This window comes from Streptomyces sp. NPDC000410, from assembly GCF_040300305.1.
GTDB lineage: Bacteria > Actinomycetota > Actinomycetes > Streptomycetales > Streptomycetaceae > Streptomyces.
In genome coordinates this window covers 41,831-59,153 of the sequence record NZ_JBEPDM010000029.1, presented here as the reverse complement: position 1 = coordinate 59,153, position 17,323 = coordinate 41,831, and the positions used below count along the sequence as shown (strand labels likewise).

Genomic DNA, 17,323 nt, shown 5'->3' with positions numbered 1-17,323 from the left:
TGGGCAGCAGGATGGGACGAAACCTTCAAAGGGGTGATCGGCTCAGGCCGATCGACCTGGCGCGCGGGCACGGTCTGTCCACGCAGGCCGTCAGGAACTACGAGGAGGCCGGCGTCCTTCCGGCCGCCGACCGCACACCGCACGGCTACCGGACCTATACGGCGTTGCACGCGCGGGCGCTGGGCACGTTCCTGGCGCTGGTGCCCGGCCACGGCCACCGGACGGCGACGTCGATCATGCGGGCCGTGAACCTGGGCGCGGTCGACGAGGCGTTCCACCTCATCGACGAGAGCCACGCCCAGCTGCTCGACGACCGGCGGACACTGCGGGCCGTGGAGGGGGCCCTGCGTGACCTGGCTCCCGTGGCGGCGGCCGGTCCCGACGCGGCGCTGTCCGGGCCCGGCGGCACGTTCATCGGGCCGCTGGCGGGGAACCTCGGCATCCGGCCCGCGACACTGCGCAAATGGGAGCGCGCCGGGCTGGTGCGCCCGCAGCGCGACCCACGGACCGGGTACCGCGTCTACGACGAGGCCGACGTACGGGACGCCCGGCTGGCCCACCAGCTCAGGCGGGGCGGCTACCTGCTGGAGCAGATCGCGCCGCTGATCGCCCAGGTGCGGGCGGCCGGCGGGCTGGAGCCGCTGGAGGCCGCGCTGTGCGACTGGCACGGTCGGCTGTCCGCCCGTGGGCGGGCGATGCTGGCCGGGGCCGCCGAGCTGGAGGCCTACCTCCGCGAGCGCGGATGAGACGTAGGCCGCCGACCGGAAAGAACACCCGCCGGCAACGGTCACGCCGATGCCGGCTGACCCCGGGACCCCGGGACCGCCCCAAAAAAGACCTCAGGCCGGCCACACCGCCCGCACCGCGTCCGCGCAGGCTGTCGCCTGGGCCAGGCCTGCACGGGCCGAGGGGGCGCGGCGGGACGGGTCGAGGACGTTGCGGCCGAAGGCCCTGCGGGCCGCGCGGTCGGGGGTGATCAGGGCGACGCGGGCACCGGACGCGGTGAGGCGCTGCGCCAGGGCGCGGGCCGACGCGACCGGGCCGCCGCCGACGGCGATGGGGGCAACGATGACGACGGTGTCGTAGCCGAGCGCGAGGTCGGCGTTGGTCGACGAGCGGACGCCGCCGTCGATGAAACGCCGGCCGCCGATGGTGACGGGCGGCCACACCCCGGGCACGGCGCAGCTGGCCCCGACGGCGTCCAGCAGCGGGACCCCGCTCTCCCGGTCGAACGCCCGGAACTCGCCGGTCAGCGCGTCCACCGCGGTGACCACGAGGCGCCGCGCCCGCGGCCAGTCGTCCGCGAGCAGCCGCTCGGCGAAGACGGCGCGCCGGACCTCCTCCGGCTCGGTGGGGGTGGACAGCGCGAGGCGGCCCATGCGCGCGCCGTACGCCTCCGCGTCGCGCGAGCGCAGTACGCCCCAGAGGTAGCGGGCGAGGACGGTCGCGCCCATGCCCGCGGGCACCTCGCCGTCCGGGTCGGCGAGCTGACGGCCGTACAGCTCCGGCAGGGTGAGCGGGCCCGCCGTGAGCTGGGCGCCCACGACCGACCCGGCCGAGGTGCCGACGATCAGATCGGCGCCGGTCGGGTCGGCGCCCGCCCGGGCGAGTCCGTACAGCATGCCGATCTCCCAGCCGATGCCGGCGAGCCCGCCACCGCCGAGTACGAGTGCTGTCCGGTTCTTGTTCGCCATGGCAGCAGTGTGACGTGTACGGGACGGGTCCGCCCCCCGCGAGCAGCGGGAGGCGGACCCTCGGCTCATACCAGTTCGGTCACCGTGCCCGCGCCGACCGTACGGCCCCCCTCACGGATCGCGAAGCCGAGACCGGGCTCCAGCGGCACGTCGCGCCCCAGCTCGACGGTCATGGTGACCGTGTCGCCGGGCCGCGCCACCCCCGCCTCGCCCAGGTCGACGTCCCCGACCACGTCCGCGGTGCGGATGTAGAACTGCGGCCGGTATCCGGTGCCGATCGGGGTCGTACGGCCGCCCTCACGGCCCGAGAGCACGTACACCTGCGCCGTGAAACGGCGGCTCGGCGCGACGCTCCCCGGCGCGGCGGCGACGTGCCCGCGGCGGACGGCGTCGCGCGGTACGCCGCGCAGCAGCAGCGCGACGTTGTCACCGGCCTCGGCGGACTCCATGGGCTTGCCGAAGGTCTCCAGGCCGGTGACGACGGTCGAGACGCCGGCACCGAGGACCTCCACCTGGTCGCCGACGCGTACGGTGCCGCGCTCGACGGCGCCCGTGACGACCGTCCCGCGCCCGGTGATGGTGAGGACGTTCTCCACCGGGAGCAGGAACGGCGCGTCCGTGTAGCGGACCGGCATCGGTACATACGTGTCGACCGCGTCGAGCAGCGCCTCGATGGCCGCTGTCCAGCGCGGGTCGCCCTCCAGGGCCTTGAGCCCGGAGACCCGTACGACGGGGACGGAGTCGCCGCCGTACCCGTGCGCCGTGAGCAGTTCCCGTACCTCCAGCTCGACCAGGTCGGTGAGCTCGGGGTCGCCCGCGTCGGCCTTGTTGAGCGCGACGACGATGTGGTCGACGCCGACCTGACGGGCGAGCAGGACGTGCTCGGCGGTCTGCGGCATGATCCCGTCGAGCGCGGAGACGACGAGGATCGCCCCGTCGAGTTGCGCCGCTCCAGTGACCATGTTCTTGACGTAGTCGGCGTGGCCGGGCATGTCGACGTGCGCGTAGTGGCGGGTGCCGGTCTCGTACTCGACGTGCGCGATGTTGATGGTGATCCCGCGGGCGGCCTCCTCGGGGGCCCGGTCGATCCGGTCGAACGGAACGAACGTGCCGGTGCCGCGCTCGCTGAGGACCTTGGTGATGGCGGCGGTCAGAGTGGTCTTGCCGTGGTCGACGTGGCCCATGGTGCCGATGTTGAGGTGCGGCTTGGTGCGCACGTATGCCGTCTTGGGCATGGCTGACGGGTTCCTTCCCGGAACTCGAAAAGTGATCTCCTCGCGGAGGGGGACCCCTGGGCCCTACCGACCCTCCCCCTGCGGGGTCCGCCGGACATTCCGGGAAGGGTCAGCTTCGGGCGCCGTCGAAAGGAGCCGTGGCGAGGACGGCAGCCTTCGGCGCGTCCGCGACTGCGGACGGCGCTTCGAGGAAGGCGTACCGGAACATGACTCGATGATCGCTGCACGTGGCGGGCCGCGTCGAATGGTTTTCCGCATGGGGTTTCTTGTGGATCAGGCCGGATCAGTGAGCGTGCCAGGGCACGCGAGCCCGGCATGATCCGCCGGACAGGCCCTCGGGCGTGCGGGGGTCACGAGGCGTCGTGCGGCGCAGATTACGGCGATCACGGGCATATGTCGGTTACTCTCCCCGGATGCCCGACCCCGCATCGGTCCCCGTCCCCGCCACTCTCCCCGTCTCCGCCTCCGGTTCCGCCACCGTCGCCCTCGCCGAGCCCGCCTCCGCCACCGTCGCCCTCGCCCTCGCCGAGCCGGCCTCCGCCACCGTCACCGCCGCCACCGTCACCGCCACGACCACCTCCGCCTCCGCCGGTGCGCCGTCCAGCGGCCTCGCGCTGCGCTGCGGCCGTGCGCTCCTGTCGCCCTGGGCACGGCTGGCGCTGCTCGTCGTGCTCCTGGCCTCGGCGGCCGTACTGGTCGTGCTGTACGAACCGCAGCGGCTGCTGGCGGCGGGCTGGCCGCCTCAGGTGGGCGGCGCGGCCGCGGTGGTGGCCTTCGGCCTGGCGTACGGGCTGTGCACCGCGGCGTTCGTCCCGCGGCCGCTGCTCAACCTGGCGGCGGGCGCCCTGTTCGGCTCGCAGGCGGGGCTGGCCTCGGCGATAGCGGGGACGGTGCTCGGCGCAGGCATCGCGTTCACCCTGGGCCGGGTGCTGGGCCAGGACGCGTTGCGCCCGCTGCTGCGGGGACGCTGGCTGAAGGCGGCCGACGGGCAGCTGAGCCGGCACGGCTTCCGCTCGATGCTGGCCGTACGGCTGCTTCCCGGGGTGCCGTTCGCCGCGGCCAACTACTGCGCCGCCGTCTCGCGGATGGGGTACGTCCCGTTCCTGCTGGCGACGGCGATCGGCTCGGTGCCGAACACCGCCGCGTACGTCGTCGCGGGCAGCCGGGCCGCCTCCCCCACGTCCCCGGCGTTCCTGATCGCGATGGGGTTCATCGTGGTGTCCGGCCTCGCCGCGGCCGCGGTGGCCTGGCGCAAACGCCACCGGCTGCGCGACGCGTAGGCCCTTCGACCGTAAGGGACTACAGCGCCTCCAGGACCGTCGCGTTCGCGAGGCCGCCCGCCTCGCACATCGTCTGGAGCCCGTACCGCGCGCCGCGCGCCCGCATCGCGTGCACCAGCGTCGTCATCAGGCGGGTGCCGCTCGCGCCGAGCGGGTGGCCAAGTGCGAGCGCGCCGCCGTGGACGTTGAGCCTGGCCGGGTCGGCGCCGGTCCGAGGTCTTCCTCGGCGTGCGCCGCTTCGACCGGATCGCCCGCAACACCGGCGCACCGCGCGACATCCTCACCGCACGGCTCCGCCGGCTCGTGGAGGCCGGTGTGCTGGAGAAGGTCCCGTACAGCGAGCGCCCGCAGCGCTTCGAGTACGTCCCGACGGACGCCGGCCGGGAGCTTCAGCCCGTCCTGCTGACGCTGATGGCCCGGGGCGACCGGCATCTGTCCGAGCGCCCGCCGACCGTGCTGGAGCACGACTGCGGAGAGAAGCTCACCCCCGTGGTCGTCCGCGCGTCCTGCGGCGCGGAGGCGACACCCGGCACGCTGACCCCGCATGTGCACGCGCCCGGGTGGACGGTGACGGGCCCGGCGGACGGCTGACCCGGCCGGGCAACCGCCTCCAAGGGTCTGGACCACCGTCCCCCGTCCACCTACCGTCAAGGTCCGTGTCCCGAGAGGTGGTACGGGAGGAACGGATCATGAACACAGGGGCGCGCGCCGAGCCCGCGGAACCGTCCGGCGACCACGCCGCACACGCGCTCGCCGCGCTCGGAGTGCCCGCGGACGACGAGTTCCTCTACCGGACCCTGCTCACCCGGCCGGGCTCGACCGTCGCGGAGCTCGCCGCCGCCACCGGGTGGGACGCCGCCCGCGTCCGCCGCAGGACCCGCTCCCTGGAGACGCGCGGCATGCTCACCCGCGTACCCAGCCGTCCCGTCCGCTTCGCCCCCGCACCCCCCGACGTGGTGACCGAAGTGCTGGCCCTCCAGCGGCAGGAGGAGATCGAGCGCGCCCGGCTCGCGGCGGCCTCCCTCACCGAGGAGTTCCGCTGCGGGCAGCGCATCGGGAGCGGGCTGCCCGTACAGGTGCTCAGCGGCCGGGACGCGATCGCGCAGCGCTTCTTCCAGACCCAGCAGTCCACCAGGGAGGAGGTGCTGATCCTCGACCGGCCCCCGTACGTCGCCCAGCCCGCCGAGCAGCAGACCTCCGTGCAGCGCCGGCTCATGCGCCGAGGGGTGCGCTACCGCACGATCTACGCCCGGCAGTCGTTCGACTCCCCCGAACAGCTCGGCCTGTGCCGGGAACTCGCGCTGCTCGGCGAGGACAGCAGGGTGCTCGACGAGGTGCCGCTCAAGCTGGTGATCGCCGACCGGCGGGTCGCGCTGGTGCCGTTCGCCCTGCCCACCGAGCGGGAGGTGATGGTCCTGCAGAGCTCCGCGCTGCTGGACGCTCTCGTGGTCTTCTTCGAGATGCTCTGGCAGCGGGCCGTGCCGATGTGGCCGACCGCCACCCGGCCGGACAGCGGGCGGCCGGACAGCGGCCGGCCCGACGGCGAGCAGGCGCTTTCCGGGGAGGACGAGCAGTTGCTCGCCCTGTCCGCGGCCGGCCTCACCGACCGGGCCATCGCGCGCCGGCTCGGCGTCGCCCAGCGGACGGTGGAGCGCCGGATGCGCCGGATCATGAACCTGCTCGGGGCCCGCACCCGCTTCCAGGCCGGGTTGCAGGCAGCGCACCAGGGCCTGATCGGCGGGGCGACGACGCCGTCGCGTAGTGTGCGAACTCGATCTTGAGATCGGGAAGGGGGCCCATGCAGACGGCGGCCGAGCAGGAGATACCGGACGAGGTCCACGACGAGGTCTTCCCGTCCGTTCCGGAACCGGAGGACGGCAGCCGCTGGCAGGCTCCGACCGACCTCGAACAGCATCTGTACAAGCTGAGCCGCTCCGGCAACACGTACGGCTATCTGCGGACCCTCGCCACGGAGGGTGTCTACTACCCGGTGGCGATGCCGGCGGCGCTGGCAGCCGGACCGGGCGAATACCCGATGCTCACCGTCGACACCCCCGACGGCCGGGTCGTCGCGCAGGTGTACACGGCGGGCGTACTGCCCCGCCCGCACCCGGCCCTCGTCTACGAGTTCGTCACGCTCGGCGGCCTCGCCACGATCCTGCCCGAGCACGTCGACGTGCTGGTGGTCAACGCGCAGACGCCCTGCGAGCACTTCCTCCTCACCGACGAGGACGAGCGGGAGGTCTGGGGAGATCTGCACCGCGAGCTCTACGACCCCGACGGCTACAGCGACCGCGTCGTGACCCGCCGCACCGGCGCTCCCGCCTCGCACGCACACCTGCACGGTCTCGCCTGCGGCGCGCACCTCTGCTATGCCAACGGCGACGCGTGGAACACCCTCGACTGGCACGGCACGGGCTACCACGGCGAGGTCGAGCGGATCGCCGAGTCCTGGGGCGTGAACAGCCGCGAGGACTGGCTCGGGATGCAGGAACGGCTGCTCGGCCGCGAAGTCAGCCCCTGGGTCTGGGACTTCGTCCTGGGCGCGCGCTCCGCGCTGATCCAGGCGGGACACGGCCACCCCGTCGATCCGGCGGCGTGGCGGAACTGCGTCGAGTCGACGCTGCGCGATCAGTTCGACGAGACCGGCTCGGGGTTCGACGAGGCCGTGCGGAAAATGCGCGGACTCGTGGGCGAGGTGCTGCGCTACGAGGCCCGTTTCCGGGCCGACGGGCTCCTGCCGCCCGACGGGTACGTCCGTACCGTCGCCGCCTGGGACCTCGGCCGCGCCTCCAAGATGGCGCGCTGGGGCAGGGGTGCGCGGTACGCCACCGAGGCGGAGATGCACGAGGCCGTCGCGGCGGCCGGGCGGGCCGCGCGGGCGGCGTACGGCTCGTGGGAGGAGTTCTCCGCCGGATACGTGCTCGGCCGCTGCCTCCACTTCGACGAGGAGCGCTTCGGTTCCTGGTACACCGAGGTGCTGGAAGCGCACCGGGCGCTGACGACGGACCCCGACAGCCCCTGGCTGACCGTGCCCTTCGACCTCGCGAGCGACGGTTCCGGGGGTGCTCAAGCCGCCCAGTGCTGATCTTGTACGACTGTCACGATGAACCGACCATCGTCAAGTCGGCATCCCGCTCGCAGGGCGTGCACCGAATGACGCTACGCTGCCCCGGGCACGCAGGCGCATGATCGCGGCCCGCGTCGCACCTTCGGAACACCTCCGGAACACCTTCAAAGTCGTACGTTCAGACCAGACCTGCACTTGGATGGCTTAGCTTTCATGTCGTGGTTCGAATCACTCATCCTCGGGCTCGTCCAGGGGCTGACCGAATTCCTGCCCATCTCGTCGAGCGCGCATCTGCGCCTGACGGCGGCGTTCGCCGGCTGGCAGGACCCGGGGGCGGCCTTCACCGCGATCACCCAGATCGGCACCGAGACGGCGGTACTGATCTACTTCCGCAAGGACATCGTCCGGATCGTCTCGGCCTGGTTCCGGTCGCTGACGGACAAGGCGATGCGCAGTGACCACGACGCCCAGATGGGCTGGCTCGTCATCGTCGGCTCGATCCCGATCGGTGTGCTCGGTGTCACGCTCAAGGACCAGATCGAGGGCCCGTTCCGCGATCTGCGCCTGATCGCCACGACGCTGATCGTCATGGGCATCGTGCTCGGCATCGCGGACCGGCTCGCCGCCCGCGACGAGGAGGGCGGCAAGCACCGGGCCGTACGGCACCGCAAGACGCTCCAGGAGCTGTCCGTCAAGGACGGTCTGATCTTCGGCATCTGCCAGGCCATGGCCCTGATCCCGGGTGTGTCCCGCTCCGGCGCGACGATCAGCGGCGGTCTGCTGATGGGGTACACGCGCGAGGCGGCGGCCCGCTACTCCTTCCTGCTCGCCATTCCGGCCGTGCTCGCCTCGGGGGCGTTCGAGCTGAATGACGCGTTCGACGGCGGGCACGTGTCGTGGGGGCCGACGATCTTCGCGACGATCATCGCGTTCGGTGTCGGATACGCGGTCATCGCGTGGTTCATGAAGTTCATCACGACCAAGAGCTTCATGCCCTTCGTGATCTACCGGATCCTCCTCGGCATCCTGCTCTTCATCCTGGTGGGCACGGGCTCGCTCGCCCCCGACGCGGGTGAGCTCGCCCACTAGCCGCCCACTAGCGCACCCGCCGGTCGCCCAGCGGAGCCGCCGTCAGTACCTCGTCGGCGGCTTGCGGCAGGTGTGGGGTGTGGTTCACCAGCCGCGCCGAGTTGCCGACGACCGCGATGCTGCTGGTGTTGTGCAGCAGCGCGGCGAGTACGGGATTGATGGATCCGCCGGCGCCCGCGAGCAGGCCGAGCAGATTGACGCCGATCGCGAGGCCGTAGTTCTGCCGTACGACGCGCAGGGTGTGGCGGCTCAGTTCCACCACGGCGGCGACCTGCCGCAGATCGTTCCCGGCGAGCGCGATGTCCGCGGTCTCCAGGGCCACGTGCGAGGAGTGCTCGCCCATGCTGATCCCGACATCGGCCAGGGCGAGCGCCGGGGCGTCGTTGGTGCCGTCGCCGACCATGGCGACGGTATGGCCCTCGGCCTGGAGGTCGCGGATCAGCTGGAGCTTTCCCTCGGGCAGGGCGTGCGCGTGCACCTCGGTGATGCCGAGGGCGTCGGCGACGACCTGCGCCGTCTCCGGGGCGTCCCCGGTGAGCAGCAGGACCCGGGAGACCCCGAGGTCCCGCAGCTGGGCGATGACGGTCCCGGCCCCGGACCGTACGGCGTCGGAGACTCCGAGCAGGCCGATCAGGTCCTCGTCGTGGGCGAGGCAGATGACGGTCTCCCCGCCGCCGCGCAGCCGCTCGGTCCAGCCCTGTGCCTCGTCCGACAGCTCGACTCCGTGCCGGCGCAGCAGGGCCGGACTGCCGACGAGCAGCCGGGTGCCGTCCAGTTCGGCACGCATGCCCATGCCGAGGACGACCTCGCAGGCCTGGTGGATGGGCACGTGCAGATGCCGTTCCTCGCTGCGGGCGACGATGGCCTGGGCGAGCGGATGGCGGGCGTGCAGCTCCCCCGAGGCGGCGAGGCTCAGCACCTCGTCGGCGGTGAACCGGTCGCCGAGGTTGACCACGCTGGTCACGAGTGGCCGCCCGAAGGTGAGCGTGCCGGTCTTGTCGAAGACGACGGCGGTGACCCGGCCGACGCCCTCCAGGTGCGTGCCGCCCTTGATGAGTGTGCCGCGTCGGGCCCCGTTGCCGATGGCCGCGCTGATGGCGGTCGGCGTGGCGAGTCCCGCCGCGCAGGGGCAGGCGATCAGCAGCATCGTCATCGCGCGGCGGGCGTCGCGCGTGAGGACGTACGTCAGTGCGGCGAGCGCGAAGGAGACCGGGACGAACCGCCGGGTGAAGCGGGCGGCCACGGTCTGGATCGGCGCCCGGTCCGCCTGGGCCTCCTCGACGCGGCTGATGATCCGGCCGACCGTGGTGTCACGGCCGACCGAGTCCGCGCGGACCTGGAGCGACCCGGACGTGACGATGGTGCCGGCGTAGACGTGCGAGCCCTCGCGGGCGTAGACGGGCAGTGCCTCTCCGGTGACCGCGGCCTGGTCGACCAGTGCCTCGCCCGCGACCACGTGTCCGTCGACCGGGATGCGGTGGTGCTCGTACACGGCGACGACGTCCGAGGGCTCGACCTCCTCCAGCGCGACCTCGACCTCGACGCCTTCTCTGACGAGCCAGACCCGCTCCTCACCGATGGTGAGCAGCTCCTCGATGGCGCGCCGGGTGCGGCGCAGCGTCAGGGTCTGGAGGAATTCGCCGATGTTGAGGAGCCACAGCACGGTGAGCGCGACGACGTTCTCGCGCAGCACCAGCGAGATGACGGTCGCGGCGGTGACCAGGGTGTCCGTCCCGGGGTGGCCGCGGCCGCGCAGGGTGCGCAGGGCACCGCGGAAGAAGGGGAGCCCGGTGAAGAGGGTGACCGCGCCGAGCAGCCCTGAGGAGCCGGCCACGAGCCGCGGCCGGCCCAGCAGCCTGCGCAGCGCCACGAGTACGAGGACCGCCCCGCCGACCACCAGCCGGGCGACCTCCCCGGTGGAGGAGTCCGGCAGGGACCGGCTGGCCTTGACGGGCGCGGACGCGGGCGGGGGCTCTTCGAGCGCGGCCACCAGCCGGCCGACGTCCAGATCGTCCGGTGCCACCCAGATCACGACGCTGCCGGTGCGGGGGAAGATCCGCAGCGCCCGGAATCCGCTGATGCGCGTGAGCCGCTCGTCGACGAGTCCGGCACTGCCGGGGCGCGCCCGCACCCACGGAACCGTCAGCCGGGCCCGGCCCGCGGCCACGGAGCGGACGAGTACGCCGGACATCGTCAGTGCTCGTGGTCGTGGTCGTGCTCGACCTGGACGGCCGAGGGGGGCGGTGCCTCCTCGCCCAGCGTCGTACGGGCCTCGGCCAGTACGTCACCGGCCTTGAGGCGGGCCTCCTCGGCGGCCGACGCCAGCCACCGGCTCGCGACGATGCCGCCGGCGATGCCGCTCACCAGCGCTTTGCGGGCGACCGGCCTGGCCTCGGGGAGGCGTTTGGCGGCTCCCCGCAGAATGAGTCCGCCGACCACGCCCGATATCGCGTAGTGGGCGAGACGTGCTGCGGCTGCTCCGGCGACTGCCAGGGGATGCATGAAGGTCTCCTTCCGTACGGCAGTACGGGCCGGGCCGACCCCCCTCCAGTGTGCGTCCGCCCGGCGCGGCGGGGCGAGGCGAGGCGCGGGGCCGTGCCTACGCTCGCGCCGTGTTCAACGTGACGGCTTTCCTGAAGCGGCTGGTCATCGGTCGCGCACTGCGCAGTGAGGAGCTCGGCGAGACCCTCCTGCCGAAGCGGCTCGCGCTGCCGATCTTCGCCTCGGACCCGTTGTCCTCGGTGGCCTATGCCACCCAGGAGATCCTCCTCGTGCTCACCCTGGGCGGGCTGGCCTATCTGCATTTCACGCCGTGGATCGCGGGCGCGGTCGTGGCGCTGATGACGGTGGTCGTGCTCTCGTACCGCCAGGTCGTGCACGCGTATCCGAGCGGTGGGGGTTCGTACGAGGTCGCCTCGGCGAACCTCGGCCCGGGCGCCGGGCTGGTCGTCGCGGCGTCGCTGCTGGTCGACTACGTGATGACGGTGGCAGTCTCGGTGGCCTCCGGGGTCGACAACATCATCTCGGCGGTGCCGGAGCTGGCCCCCGAGCGGGTGCCGATGGCGCTCGCGTTCGTCGCGCTGCTGACGGCGATCAACCTGCGCGGTGTGCGGGAGTCGGGGCGGACGTTCGCCGCGCCGACCTATCTCTTCGTCGCCGGGGTGCTGCTCATGGTCGGCACGGGCCTGTTCCGCTATCTCCTCGGTGACGCGCCGGTGGCCGCGACCGCCGCGTACGGCATCGAACCGGACCCGGCGGACGCGGACCTGGCGGGGCTGGCCCTGGTGATGCTGGTGCTGCGGGCGTTCTCCAGCGGCTGTACGGCGCTGACCGGTGTGGAGGCGATCTCCAACGGGGTCCCCGCCTTCCGCAGGCCCAAGCCGCGCAACGCGGCCGCGACGATGGCCGCCATGGGCATCATCGCCGTGACGATGTTCGCCGGGGTGACCACGCTCGCGATCGTCGCCAAGGTGCACATCGCCTCGGACCCGTGCCGGCTGACGGGTCTGCCCGACTGCGCGAGTTACCCGCAGCGCACGGTGATCGCCCAGCTGGCGGCCGCCGTCTTCGGCGGCGAGAGCAGCATCGGCTTCTACTACGTGCAGGCCGTCACCGCGCTGGTGCTGATCCTCGCCGCGAACACCGCCTTCAACGGCTTTCCACTGCTCGCCTCGATCCTCGCCCAGCACCGCTACCTGCCCCGTCAGCTGCACAACCGCGGTGACCGGCTGGCCTTCTCGAACGGCATCCTGGCCCTGGCGATCGTGGCCGCGCTGCTGCTGTGGACCTACGAGGCCAATGTCACCAGCCTCATCCACCTGTACATCCTGGGCGTGTTCACGTCCTTCACCCTCTCCCAGACCGGCATGGTCCGGCACTGGAACCGCGAGCTGCGCACGGAGCGGGACCGCGCGCTGCGCCGCCGGCACCACGTCGCCCGGATCATCAACGCGACCGGGGCGGTCGTCACGTTCCTGGTCCTCGTCGTGGTCCTGGCCACCAAGTTCACCGAGGGGGCCTGGCTGGCGGTGCTGGCCGCGATCGTGCTGTGGCTGATGATGCGGGGCATCCGGCGGCATTACGACGCCACGTCGGCCGAGCTCGCGGCCACCGATCCGCGCGGAGAACTCGCCCCGCCCTCCCGGGTGCTGGGGATCGTGCTGGTCTCGACCCTGCACAAGCCCACGCTGCGGGCGCTCGCCTACGCGCGCTCGTTCAAACCCGACCGGCTGGAGGCGCTGACGGTCGCCGTCGACCGTGGCGAGGCCGCCGCCCTGCAGCGGAGGTGGGACGAGTCCGGCATCGATGTGCCGCTGAAGGTCCTCGACTCGCCGTACCGGGAGATCACCAGCGCGGTGATGACGTACGTACGTTCCGTCCAGCGCACCGGCCCGAGGGACGCGGTCGCGGTGTTCATCCCGGAGTACGTCGTCGGCCACTGGTGGGAGAACGTGCTGCACAACCAGTCGGCGCTGTGGCTCAAGCGCCGGCTCCTCCTCGTCCCCGGCGTCATGGTCATCAGCGTGCCCTGGCAGCTGACCTCCTCCGCGCGCGCCGCCCGCCCGGCCGCGCGCGCCCCGGGGTCGGTCCGGCGCGGCGAACCCGCTGCCCGACGGCGGGCGTGAGGGCGCGCGCCACGTGCCCCGCGCGGGGCCTGTTCCCTGCGTGGGCCCTTGGCGTGGCGCGTCCGCTGACCCACACTGAGCCGATGACGCAGCGCGTGGATCTGGCGACGGTGATGGACCGGCTGGCCATCGACGAGGTGATCACCGGGTACGCGGTGGCCGTGGACGACTCCGACTGGTCCGGCTACCGGGCCCTGTTCACCGCGGACGGCCGTGCCGACTACCGCGGTGCGGGCGGTATCGAGGGCCCGGCGGCGGAGGTCGCCGGCTGGCTGGCGGAAACGATGCGGCTGTTTCCCGTACGACAGCATCTGATCGTCAACCGGCAGGTGCGCCTCCATGACCTGGGCGGCTATCCGGGCGACGGTGCGGACGTACGGGCCGACTACGTGAATCCGATGCGGCTCGACTCGGGCGACGACTTCGTCTCCGGCGGGCGGTACGCGTTCGCTCTCGCGCGTACGGAGGACGGCTGGCGGCTGCGGTCGGTGACCGTCCGGGAGAAATGGCGGCGGGCGGACTTCCCCGCGGCTCCCTCCGGTGGCTGATCGCGTCGGTGACTGATCGCGTCGGCTGTCCCGGGCCGCCCCGCGCCCCCACACTGGAGACGGACCCTGTTCTCGGGAGGCGCCGCGATGCGGATTCCGGTCGGCCGGCGGGATCGGCCGGCGAGGCTGTTGACGTCGCCGTGGTGGCGCGGTGCGATCGCTTTCGCGGCGGGCGCGCTGCCCGCGCTCGCGTTTCCCGGGCCCGCGCTGTGGTGGTTCGCGTACGTCTCGCTCGTACCGTGGCTGCTACTGATCCGTACGGCCGGGACCGGGCGCCGGGCGGCCCTGGAGGGCTGGCTCGGCGGCTTCGGCTTCGTCCTTGCCGCGCACCACTGGCTGCTGCCGAATCTGCATGTGTTCTTGCTGCTGCTGGCGGCGCTGCTGGGGCTGCTGTGGGCGCCCTGGGGGTGGCTGGTACGCGTCATGCTTGGCGGTACGCCGTCACCGGCGCGGTCCGTCGCCGCGCTCGCCGTCCTCCCCTCGGGCTGGCTGGTGGCCGAACTGGTCAGGTCCTGGGAGGGGTTGGGCGGGCCGTGGGGTCTGCTCGGGGCGAGCCAGTGGCAGGTCTCCCCCGCGCTGCGGATGGCCTCGGTGGGCGGCGTATGGCTGGTGAGCCTGCTGGTGGTCGCGGTGAACACGGCGGTGACCCTGCTGGTGGCCGTGCCTGCGGCACGGGTCCCGGCGGTGGCGGGCCTGCTGGGCTGCACGCTGCTGGTCGGGGCCGTATGGGTGTGGGCTCCGCGTCCCGAGCCCGCCGGCCGGGTCAGGGTCGCCGTGGTCCAGCCGGGCATCACCGTCGGTGCCGAGCCGCGCTTCGCTCGCGGCGAGCAGCTGACCCGGGGGCTGGCCGGAGCGGACGTGGACCTGGTGCTCTGGGGGGAGAGCAGCGTCGGCGCGGACCTGGAGGCCCGCCCCGATCTCGCCGCGCGGATCGCCGAACTGTCCCGGACGGTGGGCGCCCCGGTGCTGGTGAACGTGGACGCCCGGCGTTCGGACCAGAGGCCCGCGGGTCCCCCCGGGAGGATCTTCAAGAGCACGGTGCTGGTGGGGCCGGACGGTCCGACCGGCGATCGCTACGACAAGATGCGGCTGGTCCCCTTCGGCGAGTACGTCCCGGCCCGCGCGCTGCTCGGCTGGGTCACCTCCGTGGGGCGTGCGGCGGGCGAGGACCGGATGCGGGGCACGCGCCAGGTCGTGATGGCGCTTCCCGACGGACGGGGCGGCGTGGGACCGCGCCTCGGCCCGCTGGTCTGCTTCGAGTCCGCGTTCCCCGACATGAGCAGGCAGCTGGTGCGCGACGGCGCCCAGCTGCTGGTCGCACAGTCCGCCACCACGACGTTCCAGGACAGCTGGGCGCCCGCGCAGCACGCCTCGCTGGCGGCGCTGCGGGCGGCGGAGACGGGCCGGCCGATGGCGCACGCGACGCTGACCGGGGTGAGCGCGGTGTACGACGCGCAGGGCCACCGGATCGGCGACGCGCTGGACACGGACGCCTCGACCGCGGTCGTCCACGACATCCCGCTCGCGGACGGCACGACGGTGTACGTCCGGCTCGGCGACTGGGCGGTGTACGCCGCGCTCGCGGTGCTGGCGGTGTTCTGCGCGGCCGAGGGCGTACGGTCCCTCAGGACGCCGACGGGGACGGCGAAGCCTGGTCGAGAGCCTCCCGTACCACCCGCTCGCACAGGGCATGGGTCAGCAGTGCGTCCTGGGCGCTGAGGAACGTGCCCGCGCGTACGGCGTCGAGGAAGGCGAGCACGGCCTGCTCGATGCCGCGCTGACGCGCGACCGGCACCCAGTCGCCGCGCCGCCGCACGGTCGGCTGGCCCTTGTGGTCGATGACGTCGGCGAGGTTGAGGACTTCCCGCTTGGCGTCCTGTCCGGACACTTCGAGGATCTCCTCGGTGGATCCGGACAGGCGGTTCATGATGCCGATCGCGGTGAACCCGTCGCCGGAGAGCGTCAGGACGACGTGGTGCATGAGCCCGTCGCGCACGCGGGCACGCACGTCGGTGCGGTCGACGGGCCCGGGGAGCAGGAAGCGGAGGGTGTCGACGACATGGATGAAGTCGTCGAGGACGAGGGTGCGCGGGTCCTCGGGCAGGCCGACCCGGTTCTTGCGCATCAGGACGAGCTCGCGCGGATACTCCAGGCACTGGGCGTAGCCGGGGGCGAAGCGCCGGTTGAAGCCGACGGCGAGGCTGGTCCCGGTCCGCTCGGACAGCTCCACCAGCCGTTCGGAGTCGCCGAGTTCGTACGCCAGCGGCTTGTCGACGTACGTCGGTACGCCGGCTTCGAGCAGCCGCGTGACGATCTCGGGATGGGCCGGCGTCGGGGCGTGGACGAAGGCCGCGTCGAGGCCCTGGGCGAGGAGCGAGTCGAGGGTGGTGTGGCAGTGGTCGCCCGGGATGTGGTGACTCGCGGCGACGCGGTCCAGGGTGGCCACGGTCCTGGTGTGCAGATGCAGTTCGACACCCGGACGGGTGGTGAGCACCGGCAGATACGCCTTCTGCGCGATGTCCCCGAGCCCGATGCAGCCGACCCTCACCGTTGCCTCCCTGTCCCGTCCTGTCCTCGGTGCGCCGTCCCGGCAGCATACGTGTGCTGGGGCGGGCGCCAGTCGGCGATGCCGTCGAAGCTGCGCAGCACGAGGCCGGGGCCGAAGCGGGAGACCGCGGCGACGAGCGTGTCGCGCACGGCGACGGCGGCGGCGCTGTTCAGCATGGCCGCCCTGCCCGCCTTGGTGGCCTGCCGCACGATCCGCATGGTGCGCGGCAGCCGTTCGGCGGTGTACGCCGCGAGGCCCTGCCCGACGTCGGGGCCGCCGCCCGCGTGGTGGGCGAGCACGATGGCGTCCTCGATGGCCTGGTTGCCGCCCTGCGCGAGGGCGGGCTGCATGGCGTGGGCGGCGTCGCCGACGAGCGCGACCCGGCCGCGGTGGTAGGCGGGCAGCGGAGTGGCCATGTAGTGGACGTCGCGGCGCAGCACCGCCTCGGGCTCCGCCGCCGCGATGATCGCGGGGATCGGGTCGTGCCAGTCGCCGAAGCGCCGCAGCAGCTCGGCCTTCTCGTCGTCGGGGGCGCGCCCGCCGGCGGGCGTCAGCGCCGCCCCGTAGGCGTAGATGCGGCCGTCCTTCAACGGGTGGGTGCCCCAGAGGGCGCCCCGCCCCCAGGTCTCGTGGGCGGCGAAGGGCCGCTCGGGCGCGGGGGCAACGATGCGCCAGGTGGTGTAGCCGGAGTACCGGGGGCCGGGGTGGGCGGGGAACAGGGCCCGGCGGACCGCGGAGTTGATGCCGTCGGCGGCGACGACGAGATCGGCTTCGACGGTGCCGTCGGGGGTGGTGACCACGGCACGCCGGTGGTCGTCCCCCGCGTCGGTGAGCGTGCTCGGTGAGCCCGTTCGTACGGATCCCTCCGGCAGCGCGGAGACCAGGATGTCGACGAGGGTCGCGCGGTGCAGCAGGACCATGGAGCCGCCGAACCGTTCGGCGGTGGCGGTGCTGCTCAGCCGGTTGAGCCAGCGGCCGTCGGGGGTGCGCAGGCCTCCGTCGCCCTGCCAGGCGGCCAGGGACCTGACCCGGTCGCCGAGGCCGATGACGTCCAGGGCGCGCTGGGAGTTGGGGGCCAGGCCGATTCCGGCGCCCACCGGAGTGAGCGCGGTGGCCCGCTCCAGCACGGTGACGTCCCAGCCCTGCTGGTGGAGGGCCGCTGCGGCGGTGAGACCGCCGATACCGCCTCCGATGACGACCGCACGGGGTGTGTCCATGACTGCTCCTCACGACT

14 protein-coding genes and 2 pseudogenes are annotated in these 17,323 nt (G+C 73.0%); 9 read left to right on the top strand and 7 right to left on the bottom strand.

The window, feature by feature from the left end:
* Nucleotides 1–11 precede the first annotated feature (11 nt).
* Entirely contained in the window at nucleotides 12–746 is a 735-nt protein-coding gene (locus tag ABT342_RS25215) for a TioE family transcriptional regulator (protein WP_351578073.1), read from the top strand.
* Between the two features lie 93 nt (nucleotides 747–839).
* On the opposite strand, the gene ABT342_RS25210 is transcribed toward ABT342_RS25215, so the two are convergent.
* Both ABT342_RS25210 and tuf read right to left on the bottom strand, forming a co-directional pair.
* Complete coding sequence (locus ABT342_RS25210) at nucleotides 840–1,694, bottom strand: patatin-like phospholipase family protein (protein ID WP_351578070.1); 855 nt, start codon at nucleotides 1,692–1,694, stop codon at nucleotides 840–842.
* Between the two features lie 65 nt (nucleotides 1,695–1,759).
* Nucleotides 1,760–2,929 carry an elongation factor Tu gene (gene tuf, locus ABT342_RS25205; RefSeq protein ID WP_351578067.1) on the bottom strand — a complete coding sequence of 390 codons (1,170 nt, stop codon included), beginning with the start codon at nucleotides 2,927–2,929 and terminating at the stop codon, nucleotides 1,760–1,762.
* 413 nt (nucleotides 2,930–3,342) lie between these two features.
* Here tuf and ABT342_RS25200 point away from each other — a divergent pair, with 413 nt between their 5' ends.
* Nucleotides 3,343–4,209: a TVP38/TMEM64 family protein gene (locus ABT342_RS25200; RefSeq protein ID WP_351578064.1), complete on the top strand. Its 867-nt coding sequence runs from the start codon at nucleotides 3,343–3,345 to the stop codon at nucleotides 4,207–4,209.
* A 19-nt stretch (nucleotides 4,210–4,228) separates the two neighbouring features.
* Here the strand turns inward: ABT342_RS25200 and ABT342_RS25195 are convergent.
* A pseudogene (locus ABT342_RS25195) lies at nucleotides 4,229–4,420 on the bottom strand (steroid 3-ketoacyl-CoA thiolase); the annotation flags it as partial.
* 2 nt (nucleotides 4,421–4,422) lie between these two features.
* Here ABT342_RS25195 and ABT342_RS25190 point away from each other — a divergent pair.
* The 4 genes and pseudogenes from ABT342_RS25190 to ABT342_RS25175 form a co-directional block, all read left to right on the top strand.
* Nucleotides 4,423–4,800 (top strand): annotated as a pseudogene (locus tag ABT342_RS25190) (winged helix-turn-helix transcriptional regulator); the annotation flags it as partial.
* A gap of 98 nt (nucleotides 4,801–4,898) precedes the next feature.
* Nucleotides 4,899–5,990, top strand: coding sequence for a helix-turn-helix domain-containing protein (locus ABT342_RS25185; RefSeq protein ID WP_351578062.1), 1,092 nt, complete (start codon nucleotides 4,899–4,901; stop codon nucleotides 5,988–5,990).
* A gap of 17 nt (nucleotides 5,991–6,007) precedes the next feature.
* Nucleotides 6,008–7,297, top strand: a complete 1,290-nt coding sequence (locus tag ABT342_RS25180) for a DUF1266 domain-containing protein (protein ID WP_351578060.1) — start codon at nucleotides 6,008–6,010, stop codon at nucleotides 7,295–7,297.
* A gap of 195 nt (nucleotides 7,298–7,492) precedes the next feature.
* Nucleotides 7,493–8,368, top strand: a complete 876-nt coding sequence (locus ABT342_RS25175) for an undecaprenyl-diphosphate phosphatase (protein ID WP_351578057.1) — start codon at nucleotides 7,493–7,495, stop codon at nucleotides 8,366–8,368.
* Nucleotides 8,369–8,375: 7 nt separating this feature from the next.
* Here the strand turns inward: ABT342_RS25175 and ABT342_RS25170 are convergent, their stop codons facing one another.
* Both ABT342_RS25170 and ABT342_RS25165 read right to left on the bottom strand, forming a co-directional pair.
* Nucleotides 8,376–10,559, bottom strand: a complete 2,184-nt coding sequence (locus tag ABT342_RS25170) for a heavy metal translocating P-type ATPase (protein ID WP_351578054.1) — start codon at nucleotides 10,557–10,559, stop codon at nucleotides 8,376–8,378.
* Between the two features lie 2 nt (nucleotides 10,560–10,561).
* Entirely contained in the window at nucleotides 10,562–10,870 is a 309-nt protein-coding gene (locus ABT342_RS25165) for a DUF1490 family protein (RefSeq protein WP_351578051.1), read from the bottom strand.
* 110 nt (nucleotides 10,871–10,980) lie between these two features.
* Here ABT342_RS25165 and ABT342_RS25160 point away from each other — a divergent pair, with 110 nt between their 5' ends.
* From ABT342_RS25160 to lnt, 3 genes are all read left to right on the top strand, one after another.
* A complete protein-coding gene (locus tag ABT342_RS25160) occupies nucleotides 10,981–12,993 on the top strand; it encodes an APC family permease (RefSeq protein WP_351578049.1) in 2,013 nt (670 codons plus the stop codon).
* An 83-nt stretch (nucleotides 12,994–13,076) separates the two neighbouring features.
* Nucleotides 13,077–13,541, top strand: coding sequence for a nuclear transport factor 2 family protein (locus ABT342_RS25155; RefSeq protein ID WP_351578046.1), 465 nt, complete (start codon nucleotides 13,077–13,079; stop codon nucleotides 13,539–13,541).
* 87 nt (nucleotides 13,542–13,628) lie between these two features.
* Nucleotides 13,629–15,260 carry an apolipoprotein N-acyltransferase gene (lnt, locus tag ABT342_RS25150; protein ID WP_351578043.1) on the top strand — a complete coding sequence of 544 codons (1,632 nt, stop codon included), beginning with the start codon at nucleotides 13,629–13,631 and terminating at the stop codon, nucleotides 15,258–15,260.
* On the opposite strand, the gene ABT342_RS25145 is transcribed toward lnt, so the two are convergent.
* Nucleotides 15,166–16,089, bottom strand: a complete 924-nt coding sequence (locus ABT342_RS25145; RefSeq protein ID WP_351578040.1) for a Gfo/Idh/MocA family protein — start codon at nucleotides 16,087–16,089, stop codon at nucleotides 15,166–15,168. The two genes, lnt and ABT342_RS25145, sit on opposite strands and share 95 nt — an antisense overlap.
* Nucleotides 16,086–17,306 carry an FAD-dependent monooxygenase gene (locus tag ABT342_RS25140; protein ID WP_351578037.1) on the bottom strand — a complete coding sequence of 407 codons (1,221 nt, stop codon included), beginning with the start codon at nucleotides 17,304–17,306 and terminating at the stop codon, nucleotides 16,086–16,088. Before ABT342_RS25140 ends, ABT342_RS25145 begins: the two co-directional genes overlap by 4 nt.
* Between the last annotated feature and the right edge of the window lie 17 nt (nucleotides 17,307–17,323).

Coding starts and splice junctions, on each gene's coding strand:
- ABT342_RS25215 (WP_351578073.1), top strand. CDS start 12: ATGGGACGAAACCTTCAAAGGGGTGATCGGCTCAGGCCGATCGACCTG.
- ABT342_RS25210 (WP_351578070.1), bottom strand. CDS start 1,694: ATGGCGAACAAGAACCGGACAGCACTCGTACTCGGCGGTGGCGGGCTC.
- tuf (WP_351578067.1), bottom strand. CDS start 2,929: ATGCCCAAGACGGCATACGTGCGCACCAAGCCGCACCTCAACATCGGC.
- ABT342_RS25200 (WP_351578064.1), top strand. CDS start 3,343: ATGCCCGACCCCGCATCGGTCCCCGTCCCCGCCACTCTCCCCGTCTCC.
- ABT342_RS25185 (WP_351578062.1), top strand. CDS start 4,899: ATGAACACAGGGGCGCGCGCCGAGCCCGCGGAACCGTCCGGCGACCAC.
- ABT342_RS25180 (WP_351578060.1), top strand. CDS start 6,008: ATGCAGACGGCGGCCGAGCAGGAGATACCGGACGAGGTCCACGACGAG.
- ABT342_RS25175 (WP_351578057.1), top strand. CDS start 7,493: ATGTCGTGGTTCGAATCACTCATCCTCGGGCTCGTCCAGGGGCTGACC.
- ABT342_RS25170 (WP_351578054.1), bottom strand. CDS start 10,559: ATGTCCGGCGTACTCGTCCGCTCCGTGGCCGCGGGCCGGGCCCGGCTG.
- ABT342_RS25165 (WP_351578051.1), bottom strand. CDS start 10,870: ATGCATCCCCTGGCAGTCGCCGGAGCAGCCGCAGCACGTCTCGCCCAC.
- ABT342_RS25155 (WP_351578046.1), top strand. CDS start 13,077: ATGACGCAGCGCGTGGATCTGGCGACGGTGATGGACCGGCTGGCCATC.
- lnt (WP_351578043.1), top strand. CDS start 13,629: ATGCGGATTCCGGTCGGCCGGCGGGATCGGCCGGCGAGGCTGTTGACG.
- ABT342_RS25140 (WP_351578037.1), bottom strand. CDS start 17,306: ATGGACACACCCCGTGCGGTCGTCATCGGAGGCGGTATCGGCGGTCTC.